Origin of the sequence: Burkholderia sp. MSMB1078WGS, assembly GCF_001528895.1 — a bacterium.
GTDB lineage: Bacteria > Pseudomonadota > Gammaproteobacteria > Burkholderiales > Burkholderiaceae > Burkholderia.
Genome location: NZ_LPDI01000114.1, coordinates 92,653 through 118,299, shown reverse-complemented (window position 1 = coordinate 118,299; position 25,647 = coordinate 92,653). Strand labels below are relative to the sequence as shown.

Annotated in this window: 28 protein-coding genes and 2 pseudogenes; 12 read left to right on the top strand and 18 right to left on the bottom strand. The window is 67.1% G+C overall.

The features are described from left to right. The first annotated feature begins 39 nt into the window (after positions 1-39). Complete coding sequence (locus WT24_RS31120; RefSeq protein ID WP_059498715.1) at positions 40-963, top strand: LysR substrate-binding domain-containing protein; 924 nt, start codon at positions 40-42, stop codon at positions 961-963. A gap of 6 nt (positions 964-969) precedes the next feature. Here WT24_RS31120 and WT24_RS31115 read toward each other — a convergent pair. Next, positions 970-1,164: pseudogene (locus WT24_RS31115) on the bottom strand (saccharopine dehydrogenase); the annotation flags it as partial. A 227-nt stretch (positions 1,165-1,391) separates the two neighbouring features. Here WT24_RS31115 and WT24_RS31110 point away from each other — a divergent pair. Beyond that, a complete protein-coding gene (locus tag WT24_RS31110) occupies positions 1,392-1,799 on the top strand; it encodes a DUF3224 domain-containing protein (protein WP_060037075.1) in 408 nt (135 codons plus the stop codon). A 9-nt stretch (positions 1,800-1,808) separates the two neighbouring features. On the opposite strand, the gene WT24_RS31105 is transcribed toward WT24_RS31110, so the two are convergent. From WT24_RS31105 to WT24_RS31085, 5 genes are all read right to left on the bottom strand, one after another. After that, the gene (locus WT24_RS31105; RefSeq protein WP_060037073.1) at positions 1,809-3,374 is read right to left on the bottom strand and encodes a methyl-accepting chemotaxis protein; all 1,566 of its coding nucleotides are present in this window, start codon (positions 3,372-3,374) and stop codon (positions 1,809-1,811) included. Positions 3,375-3,565: 191 nt separating this feature from the next. Then, positions 3,566-3,976 carry a VOC family protein gene (locus tag WT24_RS35545; RefSeq protein ID WP_059790144.1) on the bottom strand — a complete coding sequence of 137 codons (411 nt, stop codon included), beginning with the start codon at positions 3,974-3,976 and terminating at the stop codon, positions 3,566-3,568. 103 nt (positions 3,977-4,079) lie between these two features. Continuing rightward, positions 4,080-4,925, bottom strand: coding sequence for an MBL fold metallo-hydrolase (locus tag WT24_RS31095; protein WP_060037137.1), 846 nt, complete (start codon positions 4,923-4,925; stop codon positions 4,080-4,082). 18 nt (positions 4,926-4,943) lie between these two features. Then, positions 4,944-5,270 carry a hypothetical protein gene (locus tag WT24_RS31090; RefSeq protein WP_034208937.1) on the bottom strand — a complete coding sequence of 109 codons (327 nt, stop codon included), beginning with the start codon at positions 5,268-5,270 and terminating at the stop codon, positions 4,944-4,946. Further along, a complete protein-coding gene (locus WT24_RS31085) occupies positions 5,263-5,793 on the bottom strand; it encodes a hypothetical protein (protein ID WP_060037071.1) in 531 nt (176 codons plus the stop codon). The genes WT24_RS31090 and WT24_RS31085 overlap by 8 nt, the downstream gene beginning before the upstream one ends. Before the next feature lie 170 nt (positions 5,794-5,963). Here WT24_RS31085 and WT24_RS31080 point away from each other — a divergent pair, with 170 nt between their 5' ends. Beyond that, positions 5,964-6,857, top strand: coding sequence for a LysR substrate-binding domain-containing protein (locus WT24_RS31080; protein ID WP_060037069.1), 894 nt, complete (start codon positions 5,964-5,966; stop codon positions 6,855-6,857). 96 nt (positions 6,858-6,953) lie between these two features. On the opposite strand, the gene WT24_RS31075 is transcribed toward WT24_RS31080, so the two are convergent. Continuing rightward, entirely contained in the window at positions 6,954-7,859 is a 906-nt protein-coding gene (locus WT24_RS31075) for a LysR family transcriptional regulator (RefSeq protein ID WP_059781872.1), read from the bottom strand. 116 nt (positions 7,860-7,975) lie between these two features. Here WT24_RS31075 and WT24_RS31070 point away from each other — a divergent pair, with 116 nt between their 5' ends. Both WT24_RS31070 and WT24_RS31065 read left to right on the top strand, forming a co-directional pair. Continuing rightward, positions 7,976-8,566 carry a flavodoxin family protein gene (locus WT24_RS31070; RefSeq protein WP_060037066.1) on the top strand — a complete coding sequence of 197 codons (591 nt, stop codon included), beginning with the start codon at positions 7,976-7,978 and terminating at the stop codon, positions 8,564-8,566. A gap of 74 nt (positions 8,567-8,640) precedes the next feature. Continuing rightward, on the top strand, positions 8,641-9,696 hold the full coding sequence (locus WT24_RS31065) for an aldo/keto reductase (RefSeq protein WP_059498724.1): 1,056 nt from the start codon (positions 8,641-8,643) through the stop codon (positions 9,694-9,696). 199 nt (positions 9,697-9,895) lie between these two features. Here the strand turns inward: WT24_RS31065 and WT24_RS31060 are convergent, their stop codons facing one another. Continuing rightward, on the bottom strand, positions 9,896-10,597 hold the full coding sequence (locus WT24_RS31060; RefSeq protein WP_373557253.1) for a carboxymuconolactone decarboxylase family protein: 702 nt from the start codon (positions 10,595-10,597) through the stop codon (positions 9,896-9,898). Positions 10,598-10,801: 204 nt separating this feature from the next. Then, positions 10,802-11,212: a cupin domain-containing protein gene (locus WT24_RS31055; protein ID WP_059790155.1), complete on the bottom strand. Its 411-nt coding sequence runs from the start codon at positions 11,210-11,212 to the stop codon at positions 10,802-10,804. A gap of 130 nt (positions 11,213-11,342) precedes the next feature. Between WT24_RS31055 and WT24_RS31050 the strand changes: the two genes are divergently transcribed. Next, positions 11,343-12,251: a LysR family transcriptional regulator gene (locus tag WT24_RS31050; protein ID WP_060037062.1), complete on the top strand. Its 909-nt coding sequence runs from the start codon at positions 11,343-11,345 to the stop codon at positions 12,249-12,251. 61 nt (positions 12,252-12,312) lie between these two features. Here the strand turns inward: WT24_RS31050 and WT24_RS31045 are convergent, their stop codons facing one another. After that, positions 12,313-12,999, bottom strand: coding sequence for a TetR/AcrR family transcriptional regulator (locus WT24_RS31045; protein ID WP_060037060.1), 687 nt, complete (start codon positions 12,997-12,999; stop codon positions 12,313-12,315). 52 nt (positions 13,000-13,051) lie between these two features. On the opposite strand from WT24_RS31045, the gene shc reads away from it, so the two are divergent. After that, a complete protein-coding gene (gene shc / locus WT24_RS31040) occupies positions 13,052-15,088 on the top strand; it encodes a squalene--hopene cyclase (RefSeq protein ID WP_060037058.1) in 2,037 nt (678 codons plus the stop codon). Here shc and WT24_RS35540 read toward each other — a convergent pair. From WT24_RS35540 to WT24_RS31015, 5 genes and pseudogenes are all read right to left on the bottom strand, one after another. Next, a pseudogene (locus tag WT24_RS35540) lies at positions 15,082-15,240 on the bottom strand (LysR family transcriptional regulator); the annotation flags it as partial. The gene shc and the pseudogene WT24_RS35540 sit on opposite strands and share 7 nt — an antisense overlap. A gap of 52 nt (positions 15,241-15,292) precedes the next feature. Further along, positions 15,293-15,955 (bottom strand): ankyrin repeat domain-containing protein, encoded by a 663-nt coding sequence (locus WT24_RS31030; RefSeq protein ID WP_060037135.1) that lies wholly within the window; start codon positions 15,953-15,955, stop codon positions 15,293-15,295. Between the two features lie 92 nt (positions 15,956-16,047). Then, positions 16,048-17,217, bottom strand: coding sequence for a class C beta-lactamase (ampC, locus tag WT24_RS31025; protein ID WP_060037054.1), 1,170 nt, complete (start codon positions 17,215-17,217; stop codon positions 16,048-16,050). A gap of 416 nt (positions 17,218-17,633) precedes the next feature. Next, positions 17,634-18,446: an alpha/beta fold hydrolase gene (locus WT24_RS31020; protein ID WP_059790164.1), complete on the bottom strand. Its 813-nt coding sequence runs from the start codon at positions 18,444-18,446 to the stop codon at positions 17,634-17,636. A gap of 70 nt (positions 18,447-18,516) precedes the next feature. After that, on the bottom strand, positions 18,517-18,975 hold the full coding sequence (locus WT24_RS31015) for a hypothetical protein (protein ID WP_059498729.1): 459 nt from the start codon (positions 18,973-18,975) through the stop codon (positions 18,517-18,519). Between the two features lie 400 nt (positions 18,976-19,375). Between WT24_RS31015 and WT24_RS35535 the strand changes: the two genes are divergently transcribed. Then, positions 19,376-19,510 (top strand): hypothetical protein, encoded by a 135-nt coding sequence (locus WT24_RS35535; protein ID WP_006767081.1) that lies wholly within the window; start codon positions 19,376-19,378, stop codon positions 19,508-19,510. 175 nt (positions 19,511-19,685) lie between these two features. On the opposite strand, the gene WT24_RS31010 is transcribed toward WT24_RS35535, so the two are convergent. Together WT24_RS31010 and WT24_RS31005 are read right to left on the bottom strand one after the other, a co-directional pair. Further along, complete coding sequence (locus WT24_RS31010) at positions 19,686-20,873, bottom strand: YncE family protein (RefSeq protein ID WP_060037052.1); 1,188 nt, start codon at positions 20,871-20,873, stop codon at positions 19,686-19,688. Between the two features lie 519 nt (positions 20,874-21,392). Then, entirely contained in the window at positions 21,393-21,587 is a 195-nt protein-coding gene (locus WT24_RS31005; protein WP_257127588.1) for a hypothetical protein, read from the bottom strand. Between WT24_RS31005 and WT24_RS31000 the strand changes: the two genes are divergently transcribed. From WT24_RS31000 to WT24_RS30985, 4 genes are read left to right on the top strand one after another with little or no spacing between them, the layout of a single operon-like run. Beyond that, positions 21,574-22,290, top strand: coding sequence for an ABC transporter permease (locus WT24_RS31000; protein ID WP_060037050.1), 717 nt, complete (start codon positions 21,574-21,576; stop codon positions 22,288-22,290). The genes WT24_RS31005 and WT24_RS31000 overlap by 14 nt on opposite strands. Further along, the gene (locus WT24_RS30995; protein WP_060037048.1) at positions 22,287-23,198 is read left to right on the top strand and encodes a glycine betaine ABC transporter substrate-binding protein; all 912 of its coding nucleotides are present in this window, start codon (positions 22,287-22,289) and stop codon (positions 23,196-23,198) included. Before WT24_RS31000 ends, WT24_RS30995 begins: the two co-directional genes overlap by 4 nt. Before the next feature lie 10 nt (positions 23,199-23,208). Next, the gene (locus WT24_RS30990) at positions 23,209-23,862 is read left to right on the top strand and encodes an ABC transporter permease (protein ID WP_034208907.1); all 654 of its coding nucleotides are present in this window, start codon (positions 23,209-23,211) and stop codon (positions 23,860-23,862) included. Continuing rightward, entirely contained in the window at positions 23,859-25,034 is a 1,176-nt protein-coding gene (locus WT24_RS30985) for an ABC transporter ATP-binding protein (protein ID WP_059498734.1), read from the top strand. The genes WT24_RS30990 and WT24_RS30985 overlap by 4 nt, the downstream gene beginning before the upstream one ends. A gap of 226 nt (positions 25,035-25,260) precedes the next feature. On the opposite strand, the gene WT24_RS30980 is transcribed toward WT24_RS30985, so the two are convergent. Continuing rightward, positions 25,261-25,620 carry a sugar ABC transporter ATPase gene (locus tag WT24_RS30980; RefSeq protein WP_257127587.1) on the bottom strand — a complete coding sequence of 120 codons (360 nt, stop codon included), beginning with the start codon at positions 25,618-25,620 and terminating at the stop codon, positions 25,261-25,263. Positions 25,621-25,647: the final 27 nt, after the last annotated feature.

Sequence of the window (25,647 nt, the reverse complement as noted above, 5' to 3'; positions counted from 1 at the left end):
ACGATATTAATTGATCAAATTAACCCGGATCGGTGATGAATGAATCCTCCTCTCGACACGGCGCTGCTTCATACCTTCGTTGCGGTTGCCGACGTGCGCAGCTTCACCCGCGCCGGGCGGCGGCTGAACCTCAGCCAGTCCGCGGTCAGCGCGCAGATCGTTCGCCTCGAGGAACAGGTCGGGCAGGCGCTGCTCGTGCGCAATACGCGCAGCGTGACGCTGACCGCGCATGGCGAGACGCTGCTCGGCTACGCGCGGGCGATGCTCAACTTGAGCGAGGAAGCACGGGCCAGGCTGGGAACGGGTGACGCCGTCGATGCCAAGCTGCGGATCGGCGTGTCGGAGGACTTCGCAGGCGGCTGGCTTGCGGACCTGATGCGTCGCCACGGCGCCGCGCGGCGCGGGCTGCGGCTGGATCTGGTCGTCGACATCGGCGACAGCCTGTTTCGACGGCACGCCAACGGCGAATTCGATCTCGTGATCGGCAGCCGGTGCTCGCACTCGGGCCACGGCACGACGTTGTGGCGAGAGCCGCTCGCCTGGGCGTTCGCGCGCCACGAGCCGCTTCCGGAAGGCGACGTGCCGCTCGCGTGCTTCCCCGATCCGTGCCCGTACCGCGGCGCCGCCATCAAGGCGCTCGCGCTGGCCGGCATGCGCTACCGGATCGCGTGCGAAAGCCCGAGCGTGACCGGCATCCGGACCTTCGCACGGGCCGGCATCGCGATCGCGCCCGTGCCGCGCAGTGCGATCGACGACACGCTCCGCGAATTGGGCTTGCCCGAAGGTTTGCCGGCGCTGCCGGAGATGGAATTCGTGATGATGCACGATGCGCGGATGCCGGCGGCCGCCGAATTCGCCGCGACGATTCTGGACGAGACGGCTGCCCGCACGGGCGCGGGCAAGGGTAGCCGCGAGCGTCGCCGCCGGGCGTCCACGACGCCCCCGCCCCGCTCGAATCGCTGACGCGAACTACGGTCGAATCACCTCGAAACGCAACCCGGCATGGCGAACCAGACGCTCGATATAGCGTTCGTCGAACATCGTCGCGGGCGTCCAGAAGCCGCCGCCGCGCCCGGTCTTCACGCCGTCGCGGTGGCAATCGAGCGCGAGACCGATCGCGGCCTGGCCGAGCATCTTGCCGGTGGAGCCGTAGCCGGGATCGCGAATGATCGACCGTGGCAAGCGAGATCCGAAGCCTGCCGCTGCCGCCAGCAAGCACTCTAAGCTTCAAGCCGACTTCAAGGTCAAGGTGACGAGTAGAGGAATCTGTCGGACGGCTGTGGCGCGGTCAATCGGGCTCGCGAAGGACGGCGACCGACGCACCGCGATCGGCCCACCGTCGACGGAGTCCGCTTATAGTGTCGACTGCCCATTCGACGAGGAAAACAGTCATGAAACTGCAGGCCAGCGGTCCGTTCGAAGTGAAGCTGAATCCGGAACCCTTGAGTCACGTCGCGGAGAACGGCGGACTCGGCCGCATGTCGCTGGACAAACATTTTCATGGCGATCTGGAAGCCGTCAGCCACGGAGAAATGCTCGCGTTTCGCAGCAGCGTTCAGGGTTCGGCCGGCTACGTGGCGATGGAAACCGTCGAAGGCGTGCTCGGCGGACGCAAGGGCAGGTTTGTCCTGCAGCACAGCTCCACCATGACGCGCGGGCAGCCGACGCAGTCGATCACGGTCGTGCCCGATTCCGGAACGGACGAATTGCTCGGCCTGTCCGGCGCGATGCGCATCGACATCGACGACGGCCGGCATACGTACCGCTTCGACTACGCGTTGCCGGACGCGCCGCAATAATCCCGCACGTCACGCGAGCGCCGCGTCGCGCAGACGGAACTGCGCGACCGCCGCGCTCAACCGCGAACCCTGTTCGTCGAGCGACAGCGCCGCGGCCGCCGCTTCCTCGACCAGCGCGGCATTGCGCTGCATCGTCTGCTCCATCTGGATCACCGCGGCGTTCACCTGCTCGATGCCCGACGACTGCTCGTCGAATGCCTGGCTGGTTTCGCCCATGATCGCGTTCACCCGCTCGACCGCTGCGACGAGCTCGGCCATCGCCGAGCCGGCCGCCGCGACGAGGCCGCTGCCGTCTTCGACGCGTCGCGCGGAATGGCCGATCAGGTCGCGAATTTCCTTCGCCGCGGCTGCACAGCGCTGTGCGAGCCCGCGCACCTCCGTGGCGACGACCGCGAACCCGCGCCCCTGCTCGCCCGCGCGCGCGGCTTCGACGGCGGCGTTCAACGCGAGGATGTTCGTCTGAAACGCAATGCTCTCGATCACGCCGACGATGCCGGAGATGCGCGTGGAGCTGTGCGAAATCTCCGACATCGTCTCGACGACGCGCTGCATCGCTTCGCCGCCGCGCGATGCGATGCCGGCCGCGCCCTCGACGTACGTGCGCGCGTCGCGCGCGTTGTCCGCGTTCTGGCGCACGGCCGCCGTCAGTTGCTCGACGCTCGCGGCCGCCTGCTGCAGCGACACGGCCTGCTGCTCGGTACGCGCGGACAGGTCGACGTTGCCGCTCGCGATCGTGCGCACGTCGCCGACGATCGTCTCGGTGCTCGTGCGCACCTGGCTCACCGTATCGACGAGGCCGTCCTGCATCCGCTTCAGCGCATTCAGCAGATACGCCATTTCATTCTCGCCCGGGACGACGACGGCGCCGGTCAGGTCGCCTTTCGAAATTTTTTCGAACTGCTCGACCGCGAGATTGATCGGCTCGATGATCGCCTTCGCAAGCACGCGCTGGGCCAGGAACCCGACGACGAGCGCCAGCACCGCGACCGCTCCCATCCCCCACACGATCCGGTGGAAATGCCTGCCGGCCGCATCGTAGCGGGCCTTCTGGCGCGTGACCTGGAACGATTCGAGCGCGTCGATCGCCGCCTGGTAGGCGGCGAACAACGCCGGCGGCGCGGTGCGCTGCGTGTCGAGGAAGTTGAACGCGTCGTCGCCGTCGAGCTGCGACAGCGCCTTCAGGAACACCCGGTCGAGCAGTGTGCGCCGGCGGTCCTGCAGCGTGTCGAACAGCGCCTGCTCGCCGGCGTCGCGCGCATGCAGGCGCGTGTATGCATCCAGTTCATCGTTGCTCTGCTTGAGCAGCGTGTGAAGTTGCGCGACTTCCTCCTTCGCGGGCTGGCCGGCGCTGATGATCTGCGCGACGTCGCTCATGCGTTCGCGCAGCACCAGCATCCGCTCGGAGCTGGTCTTCAGGTGCAGCAGCGACGCGGTGTCGTCGCGGTACATCGCCTCGAGCGAGCCGTTGCCGATGTAGAGGGCCGCGATGCAGGCGCCGACCACCAGCACGAGCAGCACGGTATAACCGGCGATGGTCGCGACGAGTCCACCACGGATAGTGACTTGTTTTCGCATGACGTTCCCTTGAGCCGGCCGGGCACGGCCAGCGGCGGAGGTGAATTCCGGAACACGAACGACGCGCGCCGTGGCGCAGTACCGGCGCGGGGCTGCGAACGGGTTAACGGCTCGGGGAACGGGCGGCTTTTATCCGCATGCGACGCGAATCTTGACGATTGCGACAGAGGGTGGAAACCGAGGCAGCGCGACTAGCCACCGTCGCCGAGCCTCGCGCGAATCTCGTCGGCCGACAGGTCGCGCTGGTGCGTGGCGATCTGCCAGACGTTTCCCCACGCGTCCTTCACCATCGCCCGCCGGTCGCCGTACGGCATGTCGGCGGGCGCTTCGAGCGGGATCGCTTGCGCCGCGAGCGCCCGTCGATAGGTGGCGTCGGTGTCCTGGACATACACGTACAGAAACGCCGGCATCGGATCGCGCAGGCCGTCTCCGCCGCTGACCATCACGACGGAGTCGCCGATCCGGATCTCGGCAGGCAAACCGGCACGGCATTCGCCTTCTGCGTCGAACACCGTGCGGATGAAGGCGACCAGGTTGCGCGGATCCGGCACGACGATCCGCGGCGTGACGGTATGCCATCCATCGGGTTGAAATGGAGCCATGATGTGCGACCTCCGACGAGATTTCAGGCTGGATTGTCCTCCTCGAACGGCAACCTGCAAAGCGGGCGCGCGGTATCGACCGCGAACGTTTCCGTGCATCGCTTCACGTGTCGGCCTCGTAAAACAGGCCGTATTCGCCGTTCGTTCGCCCGATTCGCGCGAACCCGGGTTCCCCCAGATGCATGCCGGCGATCAGCAGCCCTTCCGAGCTGGCCCGGTCGAGCAGCCGTGCACGCGTCGCCGCCGCCTGCGACGCATCCTGGTCGAACGCAATCGAGACGTCCGGCCGCTTGATCTGGATGTGCGGGAAATGCACGATATCGCCCCACACGAGCAGGCCCTGATCGCCGGATTCGAGCACATAGCCGGTATGTCCGTCGGTATGCCCCGGTAGCGGGATCGCAGCGATTCCGGGCAGCACCTCGCCTTCGTCGAAGGTCCGAAGCGCGTCGCCGTAAGCGTCGAATGCCTGACGCGCGATCCGGAAATTGCCGCGGGCGCGCTCGCTGGCGCGGCTCAGATTGCCGTCGTCGCGCCAGAACGCGACCTCGCGTCGATGCGCGAGCAGCTCCGCATTCGGAAACGCAACGTGTCCGGCGGCATTCGTCAGCCCGCCGATGTGGTCGGGATGGGCGTGCGTGAGCAGAACCGTGTCGATCTCGGCAGGATCGATGCCGGCCAGCCGTAAGTTGTCCTGCAGACGGCCGCCCCATTGCCTGATGCCGCCGGCTCCTGCATCGACGAGCATCGTGCGGCCCGCGCCGCGCACGACGTAGCAGTTGATATGCACGGCGGACGGCGCCTGCTGCCCGGCCGCGCGCTGCATGCCGGCAGCGTCGGCCACGTCGATATTCGACAGGAAATCGAGGCTGGCCGTGAGGTAGCCGTCGCTGATCGCGGTGATCGTGAAATCCCCGACACGCTGACAGGGAAACGTAACGTTGGACATCATGCTTCTCCGGTGCGGCTAGTTTCGCGCGTGAAGGTTCGGCACGGCATGACCGAAACAGCGGATGCGCGCCGTCAGCCCCGTGCGGCGAACGACGGCGCGATCCAGCGCTTCCATGAACGCGTCCATGACCGCGGGCGGACGGAACGATTCCACGCGATACCGGATTTCCGCGAAAACGGGATGCCCGCAGCCGTGCCGAACCGCCACGTAAATGACGTGGACGTTCCTGACTTCTGCCTGAAGGACACGCGTACAGAGTTCGATGCAGTCGCCGGAAAGTTCGGCGAGGCGCGCGTCGGGCGGCATGCGTTCCGCATCGATATGGAAAGTCACGTTAGGCATCGCCGCGCTTCTTCGTCAGTTGCATCGTCATCGGTGCGTACAGGTCAAGGCCGGCCGGTACGTCGTCGACGAGCGGGGCGGCGCTCCGGGGGAGTACCGCGAGCCAGCGGCGCGCCGGAAACCGCTCCAGTGCAACGGCCTCCATGGCCAGCGGCTTCAGGCCCAGTTCGATGAGCGGGCGGGGGCCGCTGTCGCTCAGCACGAGCAGTTCGTCGGCGTCGACCGCCGGCGCATGATCGATATCGCCGTAGAGATTGCGGTGCCAGTCGGTGATGTGCTGCTGCCAACGCGCGAAATTGCCGCCGCCTTTCCGTCGATATTCATCGCCAGTCAGCACGTCGAGACCGTCGATCGTGTGAATGGCCAGATAAACGGGGCAGCCGCCGCTTATCGCCCTGAAGCGCTGCGACGTGTGAAAGCCGGCGACCGAGATGAGGGCCGGCAGCTTGTCGTCGCTGTAGAAATCGTTCCATTCGGCTTCGCTGGCGGCGTCGGCGAAGCTGCATTCGACGGTATAGATCATTGGATCGTCCTTCGTGACGAGTGAGCATCCTGCACCTCGAATACGGGATATTCAGTGCAGTGACGTAATGCTAATCTGCTGTTTTTCACACAGATATCGACTTAAAGTCAGCCTTCAGTGACATTTGATCAAGCTGACCGTCGAACGCACCCCGACCGGCGAAACCCACGATGCGACGCAAGATTCCGAGCAATTCCGCGCTCCTGGCCTTCGAGGCGGCGGCCCGACACGGCAGCTTCGCCCGCGCCGCCGACGAGCTGGCGCGCACCGAAGGCGCCGTCAGCCGCCAGATCGGCCGGCTGGAGGCGTTCCTGGGCGTGACGCTGTTCGAGCGCGTCGGCAACCGCGTGCGGCTTGCGCCCAACGGCACGCGATACGCGGTGCAGGTGCGCGAGATTCTGGATCGGCTGGAACGGGACAGCCTGTATCTGATGGGGCAGCCCGTCGAAGGCGCGAGCATCGACATCGCCGCGATCCCGACCTTCGCGACCCGCTGGCTGATCCCGCGGTTGAAGCGCTTTCAGGCGCGCCATCCGAACGTCACCGTGCACATCGCCGAACGGATGGAACCGTTCCTGCTGGCCGGCAGCGGGTTCGACGCCGCCATTCATTTCGACCATCCCGCGTGGGCCGGCATGCATCTGCATCCGCTGCTGGAAGAGGTGCTGGTGCCCGTCTGCAGTCCGGCGCTCATCGAACACGCCGGCGCGAATCCGTCGCTGGATGCGCTGCCGCGCCTTCATCGGCGACAGAATCCGGATGCGTGGCAGGTCTATGCGCAGGAAACCGGCATCGTGCTGACCAATCCGGCGATCGGCCCGCGATACGATCTTCATTCGATGCTGATCGAGGCCGCGCTGGCCGGCCTGGGTGTCGCACTGGTGCCGCGCCTTTACATCGGGACGGAGCTCGAGCAAGGGCGGCTGGTTGCGCCCTGGCCGGACGGCAAGGCGATTACGAAAAACTTTTGCCTCGTGCTTCCCGAGCCGATCGAATTGAGCGCGGCGCCGGTGCGGGCGTTTGCGGAGTGGTTGCTGGACGACGCGCGGGACGCGGCGCGTTGATGCCGTTGCGGTGGATTTCGGCAAGTTTGCGTAACGCAAAGGGAGCGCGGCAAAGGAACCGCATCCGCCGGCACGTCGAACCGCTCCACCACCCCGCTAATCCAGGTACGGCTTCAATACGCCCCCGATCCAGTCCATGAAAGCCCGCACGCGCGGCGAAAGATTGCGCCGATGCGCGACGACGAGCGACGCGGCAAGCGGCTCGGGACGCAAGTCCGGCAACACCTCCACGAGCGCGCCGCTTTCGAGGTGATGCGCGAGGGCCGAATAGCCGGCCTGGATCAGCCCGATGCCCGCCAGCCCCGCCGCGTGATAGGTCTGCACGCTGTTGACCTGCATCGCGCTGGGCAACGGCAACCACGCATAGCCGTCGCCATCCGGATATTCCCATCCGGGATGCCGCGCGCCGAGCGTCAGCGTGTAGTGGATCATCTTGTGCCCCTGGCTGTGCAGATCGGCGAGCGTATGCGGCACGCCATGCCGCGCGAGATAGGCGGGGCTCGCCGCATTCGTCATGCGCAGCCTGCCAAGCGGCCGGGCAATCAGCGTCTCGTCGGCGATCGGGCCCAGCCGGATCACGCAATCGAACCCTTCCCGAACGAGATCGACACGCCGGTCGGTGCTGGACAGCTCCAGCTCCAGATCCGGATGCGCGGCCATCAGTTGCGGCAGCGCCGGCACCACGACGCTGCGCGCCAATTCCGTGGGCATGTCCACGCGCAACCTGCCGCGCAGCGACGCGCCGCGCCCCGAGAACATCGACTGCAATTCCTGCACTTCGGCGAGCAGGTCGGTCGCACGCGCATAGAACGCGCGGCCGTCCTCGGTGAGCTGTACGCGCCTCGTGGTGCGATGCAGGAGTGCGACACCCATGTCCCGTTCGAGCGCACGGATGACCGTGGATACCCGTCCCTTCTGAATGCCGAGGCTTTCGGCGGCACGCGTGAAGCTCGCCATTTCGGCGACACGGGCAAAAATCAAAAGCGCATCAAGGTTCTGCATTGTTCATCCGGAAAGTAACGGAACGTTCAATCTGTCGTCGTTTATAACCCGATTGCGGCTCGGTAGAGTGGCTTCCCACGTCGTCTGAACGACAACCCGAACGAAAGGAAACCATCATGGATCAACTCTCCCCGCCGGCAAAAACGGTCGTCGTCTACCACTCCGGCTACGGCCATACGCAACGGATGGCCGCCGCTGTCGCGGACGGCGCCGGCGCCGCACTCGTCGCGATCGACGCCGACGGCAACCTCGCCGACGACGCGTGGCACACATTGGCCGACGCCGACGCGATCCTGTTCGGCTCGCCGACCTACATGGGCGGCCCGAGCTGGCAGTTCAAGAAGTTCGCGGATGCGTCGTCGAAGGTCTGGTTCGAAAGCGGATGGCAGAACAAGGTCTTCGGCGGCTTCACCAATAGCGCAAGCCTCAACGGCGACAAGCTCAATACACTCGAATACTTCTTCCTGCTGGCCGGACAGCACGGCGGCATCTGGGTCAGCATGGACATCAAGCCGGCCAATCTGAAAGCGTCGGCGCGCGACGACCTGAACCGCATGGGCGCCTACATCGCGCCGATGGCGCAAACGCCGGCCGATGCGTCGCCGGAAGAGATGTCGCCGGGCGACCTCGAAACGGCCCGCCGCTATGGCGCACGCGTCGCGGCGATTGCCGGGCAGTTGCGGGCCGGCACATCACGCTCCAACTGACATTCCGACGTTCGTGCGGGGCGCCACCGGCCGACGCCTCGTATTGTGTCCGGCCGATTCCGAAGGGTGCAACAATGAAATACAAGCAATTGGGCCGCACCGGCCTGTACGTCTCCGAGCTGTGCCTCGGCACGATGACGATGGGCGGCAACGCGGATGCCGGCATGTGGGCGGCGATCGGCGCAGTCGGCCAGGACGACGCGAACCGTCTGATCGCCCGTGCGCTCGACGCCGGCATCAACTTCATCGACACCGCCGATATTTACTCGTTCGGGCAGTCCGAACGCGTGGTCGGGCAGGCGCTGCGCGACCTCGGCGTCCCGCGCCACGAGATCGTGCTGGCGACGAAGACGGCCGGCGTGATGGGTGCGGGCCCCAACGACCAGGGCGCGTCGCGCGGTCACATCATGGATTCGGTGCAGCGAAGCCTGGAACGGCTCCAGGTCAACCATATCGACCTGTACCAGATTCACGCGAGCGACCCCGTCACGCCGATCGAGGAGACGCTGCGCGCGCTCGACGATCTGACGCGACAGGGGCTGGTCCGTTACGTCGGCGTGTCGAACTGGCGGGCGGGCAAGATCGGCAAGGCGCTCGGCCTGAGTGCCGCGCTTCACGCCACGCGCTTCGAGACGCTTCAGGCCTACTACTCGATCGCCGGGCGCGACGTGGAGCGCGAGCTGGTTCCGCTTGCCGTCGACGAGCAAATGGGGCTGCTCGTCTGGTCGCCGCTCGCCGGCGGATTGCTGTCGGGCAAGTTCGGCCCCGGCGCGTCGACCGAAGCAGGTTCGCGGCGCGGTCATTTCGATTTTCCGCCGGTCGATCCGGATCGGGCCTGGCCGTGCGTGGCGGAGATGCGCGCGATCGCCGGCGCGCACGGCGTCTCGGTCGCGCGGATTGCGCTCGCGTGGTTGCTCGCCAGGCCGGCCGTCACCAGCGTCATCATCGGCGCCAAGCGGATCGATCAGCTCGACGACAATCTCGGCGCGGTCGACGTCGTCCTGACCGACGAAGAACTGGCGCGCCTCGATGCCGTGAGCGCGTTGCCGCCGTGCTATCCCGGCTGGATGATCGCGCGTCAGGAAGCGGGCAGGATTCCCGGGCCGTTCACACGCACCACGGCGCAATAGGACCGGCGGCACTTCATCGGCGGTTCGGCACGGGCGGTGCCGAAACCGCCCGTGTCGAGCAAGCCGTGCCTGCGATGCGCGCTTGCATCCGGTAGTCCGGTTTCTTGTACAGCGTTGCGGAACGCGCCTCAACGTCCGGACGATAGACTGACATCGATGTTGTCGGTCATGATGTTCCTCTCTTCAGGTTGCGCGCGCGTCACGCCTCGCGCCGCGAAAATACGTCCTTGAACACGGGCATCGCCGTAAAGACGTTCGGCCATCCCGCGTAGAACGCCAGTTGAGTCAACGTCTCGGATGCTTCGGCCAGCGTGAGCCCGTTGTCCATCGCACGGTTCAGGTGATACGGGATCTGCGCCACCTGGCCGTTGGCGACGAGCGCACTCACCGTCACCAGGCTGCGGTCGCGCGGCGCGAGCCCCGGGCGAAGCCACAAGTCGCGAAACAGCGCGTCGGTCGTGTACTCGACCACGCCCGGCGCGACGGCGCCGAAGTTTTCCGCGACCGTCCGTGCGCGCTGCGCTTCGGCCGCCTCGTTCAGCGGCAGCGGCGTGACGTCCGCCGGTGCGAGCTGATCGGGGCCGATGCCGCGTTCGTCATAGACGTGCTTGACGACAATCGACGCGGCGCTCGCGTTGGCCCATCCCGCGTAAAAGGCCAGGTGCGCGATCGTTTCCGATATTTCCGTGGGCTTCACGCCGTGATCCAGCGCGAGGCGGACCTGCAGCGGCATCTCGACGGTCTGGCCGCGGGCGATCAGCACCGACAGCGTCACGATGCTGCGATCGCGCGGCGACAGGTGCGGCCGCTTCCACAGGCCATCGAACACGGTGTGCGTCGTGTATCGCTCGAAGGCCGGGGCGACCGCTCTCAAATCGGGGGAAGACAAGGGTTCCTGCATGGTGTCGGTCCTTTGCATGTGAGTGCACGCGGCGGCGAGCAGGGCCAGGCCCGTCGCGGTAACGAGCCGCAACGGGCGACGCGTGCGATCGTCACCGTGCGCCGTACTGCGCATCGGTGACGTGTTCGAGGATCGTGCCGCTGTACGCAACCGCGATGTCCGCGCTGGCCGGCATCGAGGCCAACGCAGCGGCAGCGGGCGCGTTCATTGCGGCTCACCGCTGCCGAGGTATTGCTCGTCCGTCACCTTGTCCAGCCAGTCGACGTTCTTGCCATCGAGCGCTTCCTGAATCGCGATATGCGTCATCGCGGTGGTCGACGTCGCGCCGTGCCAGTGCTTGTGGCCGGGCGGACACCAGATCACGTCGCCCGCGCGGATCTCGACGCGCGGCTCGCCGTCGCATTGCGTCCAGCCGCAGCCGGCGGTCACGAGCAGCGTCTGGCCGAGCGGATGCGTGTGCCACGCGGTGCGTGCGCCCGGCTCGAACGTCACGCTGGCGCACGACACGCGCGCCGGCGGCGACGGTGCGTTCAGCGGGTCGATGCGGACCGTGCCGGTGAACCATTCGTCGGGGCCTTTGATCGAGGGCTGCGAGCCCGCGCGCTTCAGTTCCATGATGTCTTCCTCTATCGAAAAAGGTGCCGCATGGATCGCTCCAGCGGTCGGCCATCCCACTTTAATGACTCGCGATTCATGCGACTAGATGGCAAAATCGGCATGGACCTATGCCGTGGTGCATGAATCAATGGAAGACTTCAACGATCTGGTGGCGTTCATGGCCGTCGCGCGCGAGCGCAATTTCACCCGTGCGGCCGCGCAGCTCGGCGTGTCTCAATCGGCGTTGAGCCGAACGGTGCGCGCGCTGGAAGCCCGCATGGGCATTCCGTTGCTGACGCGCACGACGCGCAGCGTGTCGCCGACCGAGGCCGGCGAGAGGTTGCTGGCATCGATCGCCCCGCGCTTTCAGGAAATCGAGGCGGAACTGGAATCGCTGCGCGCGATGACGGACCAGCCAGCCGGCAACGTCCGGATCACCGCGACCGACTATGCGGCGAACGAGTACGTGTGGCCGCGGCTGCAACCGCTGCTACGTCGATATCCGGCGCTCAAGGTCGAGCTGGTGAACGACTATGGACTGACCGACCTCGTCGCCGGCCGCTACGACATCGGCGTGCGGCTCGGCGACCAGGTCGCCAAGGACATGATCGCGCAGCGTATCGGGCCGGACATGACGATGTCGATCATTGGTTCTCCAGATTACCTTGCGTCCCGCCCCACGGCGAAGACGCCCCAGGACCTGACCCGGCACAACTGCATCAATCTTCGGCTGCCGACCAGAAACGCGCTGCTGTCGTGGGAATTGAGCAAGGGGCGCCGCCACTTGCAGGTCCGCGTCGAAGGGCAGTTGACGTTCAACAACGTCTATCAGATGGTCGACGCGGCGCTTGCCGGCTTCGGGCTCGCCTATGTGCCGAAGGATCTGATCGCGCATCACGTCGAAGCCGGACGGCTCGGCTGGGTGCTGGAGGACTGGTTTCCGACGTTCGTCGGGCACCACGTCTATTATCCGAGCCGGCACAAATCGTCGCGAGCCGTGGAACTCGTGGTCGACGCGCTCAGGGCCGGGTATCGACGCGCCACACGATCGGCATGAGCCGTGACGCCGGTATATCGACAGCGCTCCGCCCGTGACGACATCGATCCTGCGTCGCGCATCACTTCGGAAACACGCCTCGGCTCATCGCATCGAGCTGCCGGACGATCTCGGCGCGCAATTCGGCCGATACGTCGACGCTGTCGAGCAATTCCGAAATCCACAACCCGTCGGCCGCGAGCCGGCAAATCATCAGCATCGCGGCCCGCTCGAGCGGCACCGGGTCGGGCCGCGTCCATTCGCGCATCGGCACCGACCATCGCGCGCGCGTGTCCGTCTCGGTGATCATCGACGCGACCAGCACGCGCAGCACGTCGGTACTCGCGGCCGGATTGGCCGCATCGAGCACCGCATGCAGATACGCGCGCGCCGCCGCGCCGTCGCCGTCGGAATCCGCCGCGAGCCGCGCGGCCAGTTGCGCGCCGAACCGCTCGGTCGCCTGCCCGAACAGCGCGTCCAGCAGCCCCTGCTTGTTCGCGAAGTGATATTGCAGCGCGCCTTTCGTCACGCCGGCGCGCTCGGCCACTGCATCGAGCGTCAACGCGGCCACGCCGTGATGCGTCGCGATCTCCGACGCGGCCGCCAGCAATTGCGCGCGCACCTGATCCGGCGCTTTTTTACGCCGCACGCCGGTCGGGGCGGTAGCCGGCGGCGCCGCTGATCCTTCAGAGGCCCGTGCAGCGGGCGTTTCAGCCGGTTCGACGGGCGCGGACACGTCGCGCGGCGCGGGTTCGAGGCGTTTTTTCATGGTGCGGATGGTAGCACCGCACGTCTCGATATAAACATTCCGTCTGGATGGTATGATCCGCCGCATGAACAAATCGGCCCCCTCCCCCTGGTCCACGCTCGACACTGCCATCGCCCGTGGACGCGACGCACTCGTGCGCCTTCAGCAGCCCGACGGCAGTTGGTGTTTCGAACTCGAATCCGACGCGACGATCACCGCGGAATACATCCTGATGATGCATTTCATGGACCGGATCGACGACGTGCGCCAGGAGAAGATGGCGCGCTACCTGCGCGCGAACCAGCGGCTCGACACGCACGGTGCATGGGATCTGTACGTCGACGGCGCGCCGGACGTGTCGTGCAGCGTGAAGGCGTATTTCGCGCTGAAGGCGGCCGGCGACAGCGAACAGGCGCCGCACATGGTCCGCGCGCGCGATGCGATCCTGAAGCTCGGCGGCGCGGCACGCTCGAACGTGTTCACGCGCATCCTGCTCGCGACGTTCGGTCAGGTGCCGTGGCGCGCGACGCCGTTCATGCCGGTCGAATTCGTGCTGTTCCCGAAGTGGGTGCCGATCTCGATGTACAAGGTCGCGTACTGGGCGCGCACGACGATGGTGCCGCTGCTGGTGCTGTGCTCGCTGAAGGCGCGGGCGCGCAATCCGCGCAACGTCTCGATCCGCGAGCTGTTCGTCACGCCGCCGGACGAAGAGCGCCAGTACTTCCCGCCCGCGCGCGGCATGCGTCGGCTGTTCCTCGCACTCGACCGCACGGTCCGCCATATCGAACCGCTGATACCGAAGCGCCTGCGGCAGCGCGCGATCCGGCATGCGCAAGCGTGGTGTGCGGAACGGATGAACGGCGAGGACGGGCTCGGCGGCATTTTCCCGCCGATCGTGTACAGCTACCAGATGATGCAGGTGCTCGGCTACCCGGACGACCATCCACTGCGGCGCGATTGCGAAAACGCGCTGGAGAAGCTGCTGGTCACGCGGCCGGACGGCAGCGTGTATTGCCAGCCGTGCCTGTCGCCGGTGTGGGATACCGCGTGGAGCACGATGGCGCTCGAGCAGGCGCGTGGTGTCGCGGGGCCGGAAACCGGCGAGTCGGCCGGCGCGCTGCGCGAGCTCGATGCACGCATCGCCCACGCATACGACTGGCTGGCCGATCGGCAGGTGAACGACCTGCGCGGCGACTGGGTCGAGAACGTCCCGGCCGACGTCGAGCCGGGCGGATGGGCGTTCCAGTACGCGAACCCGTATTACCCGGACATCGACGACAGCGCGCTCGTCACCGCGATGCTCGATCGGCGCGGCCGTACGCGCCGCCACGCGGACGGCACGAACCCGTATGCATCGCGCGTCGCGCGCGCACTGGACTGGATGCGCGGGCTGCAATCGCGCAACGGCGGCTTCGCAGCGTTCGATGCGGACTGCGACCGCATGTACCTGAACGCGATCCCGTTCGCCGATCACGGCGCGCTGCTCGATCCGCCGACCGAGGACGTATCGGGCCGCGTGCTGCTGTGCTTCGGCGTGACGAAGCGCGCGGAAGACCGCGCGTCGCTCGCGCGCTGCATCGACTACGTGAAGCGCACGCAGCAGCCCGACGGCAGTTGGTGGGGCCGCTGGGGCACGAACTACCTGTACGGCACGTGGAGCGTGCTGGCCGGCCTCGCGCTCGCCGGCGAGGACAAGTCGCAGCCCTATATCGCACGCGCGCTCGACTGGCTGCGCGCACGGCAGCATGCGGACGGTGGCTGGGGCGAGACGAACGACAGCTACATCGACCCGAAGCTGGCCGGCACGAACGGCGGCGAGAGCACGTCGAACTGCACCGCGTGGGCGCTGCTCGCGCAGATGGCGTTCGGCGACTGCGAATCCGATTCGGTGAAACGCGGCATTGCGTATCTGCAGTCGGTGCAGCAGGAAGACGGCTTCTGGTGGCACCGTTCGCACAATGCGCCGGGCTTTCCGCGCATCTTCTACCTGAAGTATCACGGCTATACCGCGTACTTCCCGCTGTGGGCGCTCGCGCGTTACCGGCGGCTGGCGGGCGCCGCCGCGGCGGCGCCGGCGGCCGTCGAAGCGGACGGCACGGCTATCGCTTGAACGACCACGCGCTCGATCGCGCTGCGCGCGTCGAAACCCGGCGGAAACGAGACGAACGATTCGTCGCGCAGGTCGGCCCGCCGCGCGACGCACTTGTGCGCGCGCCGCTGCCCGCGCGGCACGATGCAGCACATCGCGCTTTGCGCGAGCCGCGCGACGGACTCAGCGACTTCGACGTGGTGCGGTCTTGCACGATCGGCCGGATCAGACGAAACCCTCTTCGACCAGCGTGCAGCCGTGGGCCGTGATCTCGTGCCGCTGGCCCGAGCCGCCGACCACGCGGCTCCAGCTCTCGGACACGAGCACCGCGGCATCGCCGTCGGTGCGCAGCGCGTAACCGAATCCGCCGTACATGCCAGGCACCGCGAACCACATGCGCCCGGCTTGCGCGTCGAATTCGAGCAGCGGTTCGAGTTCGGGAAAACGCAGTGCGTCGACCCGCAGGTGCGCGATGCGGCCACCGATCATGTCGTGGAAATGACGCTGGATGGCGCGCAGCGTGCCGTCGGGCACGACGCGCCGCGGCTGCGGCGTCAACAGCGCGACCAGATGCCGATGCCCGCGCGACGCGGCAATGTCGACCGCACGCTCGCCTCGCGCATCGCGCAGCATGCGCCATGCGCCGAGCCGCAGCAATTCCGCGACGACCTCCTGCGGCGCGCCGCCATACGCGGCCTGATGCAGCGGCGCGTATAGCGACGTGCCTTCCGGGCGCGTCGCGTTGACGAGCGCGGGCTGTTGCGCGACACGCTCGATCAGTGTCGCCCATGCGCCGTCGCGCGCCGCATCGGCCAATGCGTGCCTGCTCGCCAGTTGCGCGTCGTCGAGCACGTCGGCGCCCGTGATTCCGTCCCATGCGATGCTCAATCGGTTCTCCTCCGTCGCCCGGTGCGTCGCCCGCCGCGCACGCGATTGCCCGCCCATCATAAGCATTTCCCGACGCGGCGGGCGCGGCGACCTTACCGCCCGTCGCCGAGCGATCCGAGGATCCGGTAGGCGACCTTCACGCGGTCCTCGATCGGCACGCTGCCGTTCGCAAGCATCACGATCGCGATCCGCTTCGCGGGAACGAACGCGACATACGTGCTGAAGCCGCCAGTCGAACCCGTCTTGTTGATCCAGGTCGCAGGGTTTGGCGCAAGCGGCGGCTGGATCGCGCTGGCCGGCACCGCATCGAACAGCATCTTCGGCGCATTGCCCGCGAGCAGCGTGGGCAGCGCGACCGGGTACGGATACTGTTCCCAGATCAAATCCTGCGTCAGCGGGCCTGCGCGGAAGTAGCCGGTATGCGTGCGTTCGATCGCGCGCTGCAGGCGCGGCGCGGTCTGGATCATCCCCATGTTCGCCTGCACGAAGCGCAGCAGGTCGGCCGCCGTGGTCCGCACGCCGTACGCCTGCTGCCACAGCATGCCTTGCGTCATCCGGGTCGGCTTGCCGTCCTTCGTGTAGCCCTGCGCATAGTCGGCCATGCGCGCGTCGGGCACGTCGATGTAGGTATGCGTCATCCCGAGCGCGGGAAAGAGCCGCTGCTCCATCAGCGTCGCGAAATCCTGGTGCATCGCCTTCGCGGTGAGCCAGCCGAGCATGCCGATCGCGACGTTCGAATACTTGCGCTGCGTACCAGGCGCATAGTCGGGCCGCCACGCGTCGAGATAGCGGATCAGGCCCGCGTCGTCGCGAATGCTGTCCGGTACCTGCAGCGGCGTCCCGCCGGGCGTGTGCGTGCCGAGCTGGAGCAGCGTCACGACGCCGAACGGCTTGCCCTGCACCTCGGGCAGATATTTGGCCACGGGGTCCGCGAGCGACAATTCGCCGCCCTCCTGCGCGTCGGCGGCGAGCGTCGCGGTCAGCGTCTTGCTCACCGAACCGATTTCGAACAGCGTGTCGCCGGTCACCGGCTTGCCGGTTTGCTTCGACATCACGCCGTAGTCGAACACGTAGGGCTTGCCGCCGGCGACGATGCCGACCGCCATGCCGGGGATCGCATACTGCTTCATCAGCGGCGCGATATGGCGGGTGACGGTGTCGTGGAGGTCGTCCTGCGTGACGGCGGCCGCACGACCGGCCGCGGCGGTCGCGCATGCGGCGACGAACAGGGTCGCGGCGAAGCGTGTCGCATTGAATCGCATGAGTGCGGTTCCTTTCGATTCCAGATGGTTGCATGGACAACAGATCTGGCCGCGCCGCGCGGAGCGGACGGCGGCCGGCCTGTCGAAGCAGGACTATCCGCTACCGCCCGGCCGCCAACAATCGACGATATGTTGCGCGAGCCGAAAGAAAAACTTATGAGGTACGCGACATGCCGGACGGGGCCGCGACTCCGTCGGCGCCGCATGCCTGTTTTTCAGGAAAACCGGTCGGTTTTGACGGCATCGAATCCGGGCACATGCAGCCGATCGCCCGCGAACGCGTGCTCGCCGAATTCCTGCGCTCGCGCGCCGGCACGCGGCTCGCCCGACAACTGCAACGCGTCACCTGCGCGATGGCGCTCGACATGCGAGAACGCGGCCGACGCACGCCTGCGCGTCGGCGGCCCGTGCGTGCGTCACCCCGGCAGCCGGTCGAGAAACGCCAGCATCGCCGCGTTGAACCGCGCGGGCCGCTGCAGCGGCGCGAAATGGCTCACGCCGGGCAGGATCGTCAGCGTCGCGCCGGGGATCGTTCGCGCGAGGTACGCCGCATGCTCGGGCCGGATGAATTCGTCGTGCTCGCCCTGCACGATCGCAACCGGCACGGCGATCGCCGCGAGATCCTGCGCGCTGTAATTCGGTTGCGTGCGCATCATTTCGCTGACGGCGGCCACGAACGCGTCGAACTGGTCCGGTGTCGCGGACAGTTGCGCATAGTCCTTGCGATGTCGCGCGAAACAACGGTCGATCAGCGGGCTCGGCACCATGTCCTTCGTGCCGCCCGGATCCATGTTGCACGCGAAGAAGAACACGCCGGCCGCGCGTTCCGGTGCGCGGGCAGCCAGCACGAGCGCGATGCATGCGCCGTCGCTCCAGCCGACGAAGCGCGCACGGTCGACCTGCAGCGCATCGAGCACGGCCAGCACGTCGGATGCCATGCGTTCGTACGAATAGGGTCGGTCGTCGCGCGTGCTGCGGCCGTGGCCGCGACTGTCGATCACGATCGCGCGGTAGCCGGCCGCGAGCAGCGCCGGTACCTGGTTGCCCCAGTTGCCGCCATGGCCGAGGCCGCCGTGCAGCAGCACGACCGCCGGCCCCTGGCCGAACGACGCATGCCGGATACGCGCACCGTCGTGGTCGATCCATCCTTCGGCATCGGCCGCCGGCAGCGGCGTGCCGCCGTGCGCGTCGAAGCGAAGGAGTTCGTCGTCGTCGAATTCCGCATTCATCGTTCAGCCGTCCTCGAGAGGGAGACGCGCTTGCGATTGTAATGCGTGCGGCCGACGCCGCCGTCGCCGCTCAGGCCTGCGTCGACACCAGCCCGCCCGACGGCGAGCCGCCGGATTTTTCGAGCGCCGCGGCAAGTTGCGAGATCGCCGTCGCCAGCGCGGCTGAAATCGCGCTGGCTTCCGCACTCAGCGACTGCTGTTCGACGGCCGCGGCCGGGTCGTCCTTCGCACGCTGGGCCGCGGTGGCCATCTGCCGCTCCAACGTCGCGAGCTGCTTTTGCAGCCGCTCGATCAGCGCCTTCAACTGGGCGACTGCCGGGTCTTGCGACGATGCGCCCGCCGTGCCGGGCGCGGCGCCGGTGGCGCCCGTCGACTCCTTCGTGCCGGTGGTGCCGGAAGTGCCGGTCGAACCCGTGGCGCTCGCGGCATCCGTCGCGCCACCGGTGGACGACGTCGCGGCGGGCGGGTTCGCGGTCACGCCGCTGTCCGCGAGCGGGAATTGCGGGGTCGTGGAGAAATCGATCTGCATCGTGTCGGTCCGTGTGTCGTCGGTAAGCGAAATGACAGGGGCGAGAATCGCCTTTCAATTGTTGACGGCATTCGTCACACGAAACTTGAATATCGGGGGTCGGGTGGATTGCCGGATGATGACCGCAATTGATCGCGAAAGGGCCAGATTGGCGGCACGATGGCGCTGGTAAAATCGGCGCTTCGTCGGCGCGGAACGCGCATGTCGGATGTCTATTCCAGACCCGACCGCGTGATATCGCCGGCTTCGACTCCCGGCCGGCATGCAACGTGTGTCGACGCCGCCACCGCGGCTTCCCGGGTCGCCTTTTCCGTCGCTTGCGTGCACGCCTCGCTCACCGCTCGAGCGGCAAACGCCGCGCGGCACGCATTCACTTCATCACGCATTCGAGGAACACACGATGGCCCGCATCGGCGCCTTCTGCATCACGACGTGGCTCGCCGCCGCGATTCTCTACTTCGGCCAGCACTCCGTCGCGATGATCGTGCTCAGCGGTGTCGTGGTATTCGGCGGGTTCGATCTGCTGCGTCCGTGACCGCGCGGCCGTGCTGCCCGGTGCGGCCGTATCGGGCGCTTCATTCCCCGGCATTCTCGTGCACGCGTCGCCGGCTTGCGCGATCGACAACGCTTCGTCGAGCCGCGCGACGATGTTTTCCGCCATCTCGTGGCCGATCGACAAGCCGTGAGTGAACAGCGCCTGCGATCGCCCGTCAGCGCGGCAGCGTCCTCAACGAAGACGGCCCGCCCGTCAGCGCGATCCGCTTGCCCGTATCACGCAGCTTGCCGCCCTCGACTGCATACAGCGCAAGCTGCCGTTCGACGTTGAACTGCACGATCACGTGCCGGCTGTCGGCGGTAAACACGATGCCCTGCGCGGCTTCGCCGCCCGGCGCCTCGCTCACCTTCACGGCCTGCCCGTCGCGGATTTCGAACAGCAGTACCTTGCCGAGCTTGTGGCGGCCCGGGTTGTCGGCCGTCAGGTTCGAGCCGTCCATCGCCTGCACGGCGATCCACTTTCCGTTCGGCGAAATCGCGACGCCTTCCGGCAGCGACGGCACCGTCAAATACTGGACCGTGCGGAACGGCACGCGCGATACGTCGATCAACGCGACCGAATCGGCGTCGCCCGCGAGCGTGCCGGCGTAACCCGGCAGCCCGGCGAGCCCGACGTTGCTGACGACGGCCCAGCGGTTGTCGCTCGACACGTCGATCGTGTACGGCGCAACGCCCGTGCTCAGGCGCGTGCCGCTGTCGGTTACCTTGCCGTCGTCGACGTTCAGCACTGCGATGCCCTGCTCGTCACGCAGCGACACGAGCGCATGCTTGCCGTCGTGCGTGAAGCTGATCCCGGCCAGCCGCTTCTTGCCGATTTTCAGGGTGCCATCGAGCGTCACGTGCGTGCCGTCGATGCGCAGGATCGACACGCTGCCGTCGACGTTGGCGACGAGCGCGAGCCGGCCCGAGCGGTCGATCGCGATCCCTTGCGGATGCGTGCCGAGCTCGACGCGCGTAATCGCGGGCGGCACGGTGTCGAGATTCACGACCTGCAGGAACGTGTCGAGCACGAGCTGCTTCGCGGCCGTGTCATAGCGCGTCGGCGCACCGACGAGCGCGAGCTTCGCGTCGGGCGTGATCGCGACGGCCTGCGGCGGCCCCTGGATGCCGTTCTCGACGTCGACCTGCAGCGCGACCTTCGGCGGGAAGGTGCTCGCGTCGAGCAGCGTCAGCGTATCCGCGGGCGGGGACGGCAGATAGGTGTCGCGACCCTCGACGCGCTGGTACTTGCCGTCGTTGCCGGACACGATCCAGTCGGCGGCGTGTACGGCAACGGCCGTCGTGGCGAGGGCCAGCGCGGCGAGCAGGCGCGCGCTGCGCAGGCGGAAGGGATTCGAATGCATGGCGGTCGGTTCTCCGGATCGGTTGCGGACGCAATGGATTGCCCGACCCTGCTGCCCGACGGGCCGGCGCCATCGCATGATGCCCGAAAGCGCGCGCGCCCGGCATCTTGCGCCCCGTTTCCGTCAGCCCGTCGATCGTGCGACTGCCGACCAACATGAGCGACACGCGCGCACCACGACGACGGCTTTACCAATTGATTCGGCCTTCGAATCAATTTCCATGCACGTCGCGCTTCCCCATCGCACGACCGGCGACGCATCGCCGCGATCGTTCCCCACGGTAGACGCAATTATTTGATTGCTCTATACTCGCCTCAACTTCATCACAAAACGCATGATCTCGTGCGCAACGTGATGTCATTTCGCACTTCGGTGCGCATGCATCCGTTTCGCCACGTCAAAGGGGCCACCGGCCCCAGCGGTCGGCATCGAGCCGCCCGCATCCATGCCGCCTTCGCAAGGCGGCGCCCTGCTCGAACGCGCCTCGCCGTTACGGCGCCGCCGGGCTGAACCTGACAATCAGACGAACGCGTCGTCGCGTTCACCCGACCGCCAGCCGCATCTCGGTGCAGCCGGCAGCACTGTTTCCGTCAGTTCAATCGCGGCCATGCCGGGATCACGAACTTCCATCGCGACGCCATTCGGCGTCATCGCGGCGTGCGCGTGCGCGCGCCGCACCGGATTGAGGAGGCGTATCTTCATGACTCGACGCACTGTCCAACTGGTGGGCAGCCTGGTGGCAATCGTCGCAGCGGGATGGGCATTGGCGCGCGGCATCGGCGCCGAAACGTTCCATCAGCGCTCGGACGATCTCGCCTACTACGCGGGCCAGCACATGCTGCTGGTCGTCTATTCGATGACACTGGCCATTGCCGTGGGCGTGCCGGCCGGCGTGCTGCTGAGCCGGCCGCGATTCCGGCATCAGGCCGAGCGCTTCATGCAGGTCTTCAACATCGGCAACACGATCCCGTCGCTCGCCGTGCTGGCCATCGCGCTCGGCATCTTCGGCATCGGCGACGTGCCCGCGATCGTCGCGCTGTTCCTCGCGTCGCTCCTGCCCGTCACGCGCAATGCGTACGAAGGCATGAAGAACGTGCCGGCCGCGCTGCGCGAAGCCGCCAAGGGCATCGGCATGACCGGCTGGCAGTCGCTGGTCCGCGTGGAACTGCCCCACGCGCTGCCGATCATCGTCGGCGGCGTGCGCACCGCGCTCGCGATCAATGTCGGGACGGCACCGCTCGCGTATCTGATCGGCGCGGACAGTCTCGGCTCGCTGATCTTCCCCGGCATTTACCTCGACAACCAGCCGCTGCTGCTGCTCGGCGCGTCGCTCACCGCGATCCTCGCACTGGTGCTGGACGGCGTCGTCGCGGCCGGCAGCCGTCACTGGCTCGCACGCCACGGAGGCGCCGCATGACGCTTCGACGCATCCTTCGATCGATCGCGCGGCTAGGCATCGCCGGCGCGCTGTGCGTCGCAGCCGGCACTCCGGCATTCGCCGCGAAGCTCGTGCTGGGCGCGAAGAACTTCACCGAGCAATACGTGCTGGCGGAACTCACGTCGCAATACCTGCGCTCGCGCGGCTATGACGTCGAAGTCCGCGCCGGCCTCGGCAGTACGCTCGCACGCAGCGCGCTGGAGAACGGCCAGTTCGACCTGATGTGGGATTACACGGGCACTGCGGCGCTCGTCTACAACAAGATCCAGGACAAGCTGTCGCCCGACGAAATGTACCGGCGCGTCAAGGCGCTCGACGTGCCGCGCGGGCTCGTGTGGCTCGATGCTTCGCCGCTCAACGACACCTACGCGATCGGCCTGCCGAGCCGGCTCGCGCAGGCTACCGGCATCCGGACGGTGTCGCAGCTCGCCGCGCACCTGAAGACCGATCCGGCCGCGAAGCATTACGTATTCGGCATGGACGCGGAATTCGCGAACCGCCCCGACGGCCTGAAGCCGCTGCTCGCCGCCTACGGCATGCAGTTCAGCCGCGCCCAACTGAAACAGATGGATCCGGGGCTCGTCTATACGGCCCTGCACAACGACCAGTTGCAGATCGGGCTCGTCTACACGACCGACGGACGCGTGAAGGGCTTCGGCATCGTGCCGCTCGAGGACGACAGGCACTTCTTCCCGCCGTACAACGCGACGCCCGTGGTCCGCAAGGCCACGCTGGAGCGCAATCCGAAGCTCGCGACGCAACTCAACGCACTGTCGGCCGTGCTCGACAACGACGCGATGCGGGCGATGGCCAAGGCGGTCGACCTCGACGGCCGATCGCCGCGCGACGTCGCCGATGCGTTCCTGCGCGCCCACCCGCTACCTTGAAGGAGGACCGATGAGCGTATTCGACTATCTCGCTTCGAGCTGGCCCGAGCTGCTGCAGCTCACGCTGCAGCACGTATGGCTCGTCGCGATCGCCGTGGGTTGCGCGATCGTCGCCGGCGTACCGCTCGGTATCCTGATCAATCGTCACGACTGGCTGGCCGGGCCGCTGCTCGGCCTCGCCACGCTCGTGCTCACGCTGCCGTCCATCGCGCTGTTCGGCCTGATGATCCCGTTCTTCTCGCGCTTCGGCCAGGGCATCGGCGCCGCGCCCGCGATCACCGCCGTGTTCCTCTACTCGCTGCTGCCGATCATGCGCAACACCTACCTCGCATTGCACAACGTGGATGCGGGGATCAAGGAAGCCGGCACCGGCATCGGCATGACGTCGTGGCAGCGCCTGCGTCTCGTCGACTTGCCGCTGGCGGTGCCCGTGATTCTCGCGGGCGTGCGCACCGCCGTCGTGATGAACATCGGCGTGATGACGATCGCCGCCGTGATCGGCGCGGGCGGCCTCGGCACGCTGATCCTGCGTGCGATCGGGCAGAGCAGCATGATGAAACTACTGGTGGGCGCGGTGCTCGTGAGCCTGCTCGCGATCGTCGCCGACCGGCTGCTGCAGATGCTGCAACGTGCATTGACACCGAAGGGAGTGCAGAAGACATGATCGAACTCGACAAACTGACCAAGACCTTCACACGCAAGGACGGCCAGGCCGTGCGCGCGGTCGACTCCGTGAGCCTGTCGGTGCCCGAAGGGGAAATCTGCGTGTTCCTCGGCCCGTCGGGCTGCGGCAAGACCACCACGCTCAAGATGATCAACCGGTTGATCCCCGCGACGTCGGGCCGCGTGCTCATCAACGGCGAGGATACGGCGCAACTGGACGAAGTCGACCTGCGGCGCCACATCGGCTACGTGATCCAGCAGATCGGGCTGTTCCCGAACATGACGATCGAGGAGAACATCACCGTCGTGCCGCGCCTGCTCGGCTGGGACAAGAAGCGCTGCGCCGAACGCGCGCGCGACCTGATGTCGATGGTCGCGCTCGATCCGAAGCTGTACCTGAAACGCTATCCGCGCGAGTTGTCGGGCGGGCAGCAGCAGCGCATCGGCGTGATTCGCGCGCTGGCCGCCGATCCGCCCGTGCTGCTGATGGACGAGCCGTTCGGCGCGGTCGATCCGATCAATCGCGAATCGATCCAGAACGAGTTCTTCCAGATGCAGCGGCAACTGAACAAGACCGTGATCATGGTGAGCCACGACATCGACGAAGCGATCAAGCTGGGCGATCGCATCGCCGTGTTCCGGCGCGGCCAGCTCGTTCAGTACGATCACCCCGACACGCTGCTCGCCCGCCCGCGCGACGAGTTCGTCGCGCAGTTCGTCGGTCAGGACAGCACGCTCAAGCGCCTGCTGCTCGTGAAGGCTGGCGACGCCGCGACGCAGCCCGAAACGGCGCGCGTCGATACACCGCTCGCCCACGCGCTGGCGGTGATGGACGAAACCGACTGCCGCTACCTGACCGTGCTCGACGACGCGGGCCGGGCGCTCGGCTACGTGACGCGCCGCGCGGCACGCACCGACGGCGGCGTGTGCGGCGAACGCGTGACGCCGTTCCCGGCCGGCGTCGCGGCGGACGACAACCTGCGCATCGTGCTGTCGAAGATGTACCAGTACAGTGTGTCGTGGATGCCGGTGCTCGACGCCGACGGGGCATGGCTCGGCGAGATCACGCAGGATTCGATCGCCGCATACCTGAGCTCTGGCCGGTCGCGCCGGCAAACCGGCCAGCCGCCGGGCAGTCCGGCCGATGCGGCGGCCGCGGTCGCCACGCCCTGAGTCGCGCCCGGGCCGGCGCTTCGTCGCACCGGTCTCGGGAAACGAACCGAATCGATGCCGCCCGTTGCAGAAAACGACGATCGTGTTCGTTCGGATCGTGCGTCGAAAAATCGGTAGCCCGAAACGAATCGGGAATTGAATTGAATCGACACGAGCGATCGGCTGTCGTACGGCCCGACGCACGCCGATCGGGAAACCCCATGCCGGCGTGCCGAACCGGCAAACGTCAGCGCAGCGGCGCACGGATCTTTCCGTCGACCTTCAACGTGCGCCGCTCGCGCGCGGCCTCGTATTCGACCGTCTGCCCAGGCGCGAGCGCGCCGTAGGACCGGCCGTTCACATAGACGACGCCGTCGCGCAACTCGATCTTGTCGCCGTCGACGGTCGCAGTGGCCCGGTCGCCCTGCAACACCGCGCCCGAACAGCCGGCGGTCGAGAAGCTGCGAACCGACGCGCCCGGCATCGCGGCGCCCCCTTCACCCCGAGCCGCCGAATGCGCGGCGCTGCACGGCGGCGCATCCATGGTGTCGGCCGCGTTGAGCGGCGCCGGCCCGATACCGCCCCCGGCAAGCAACGCGATCGTCATCGGTAACAGCTTGTTCATGGTGATCTC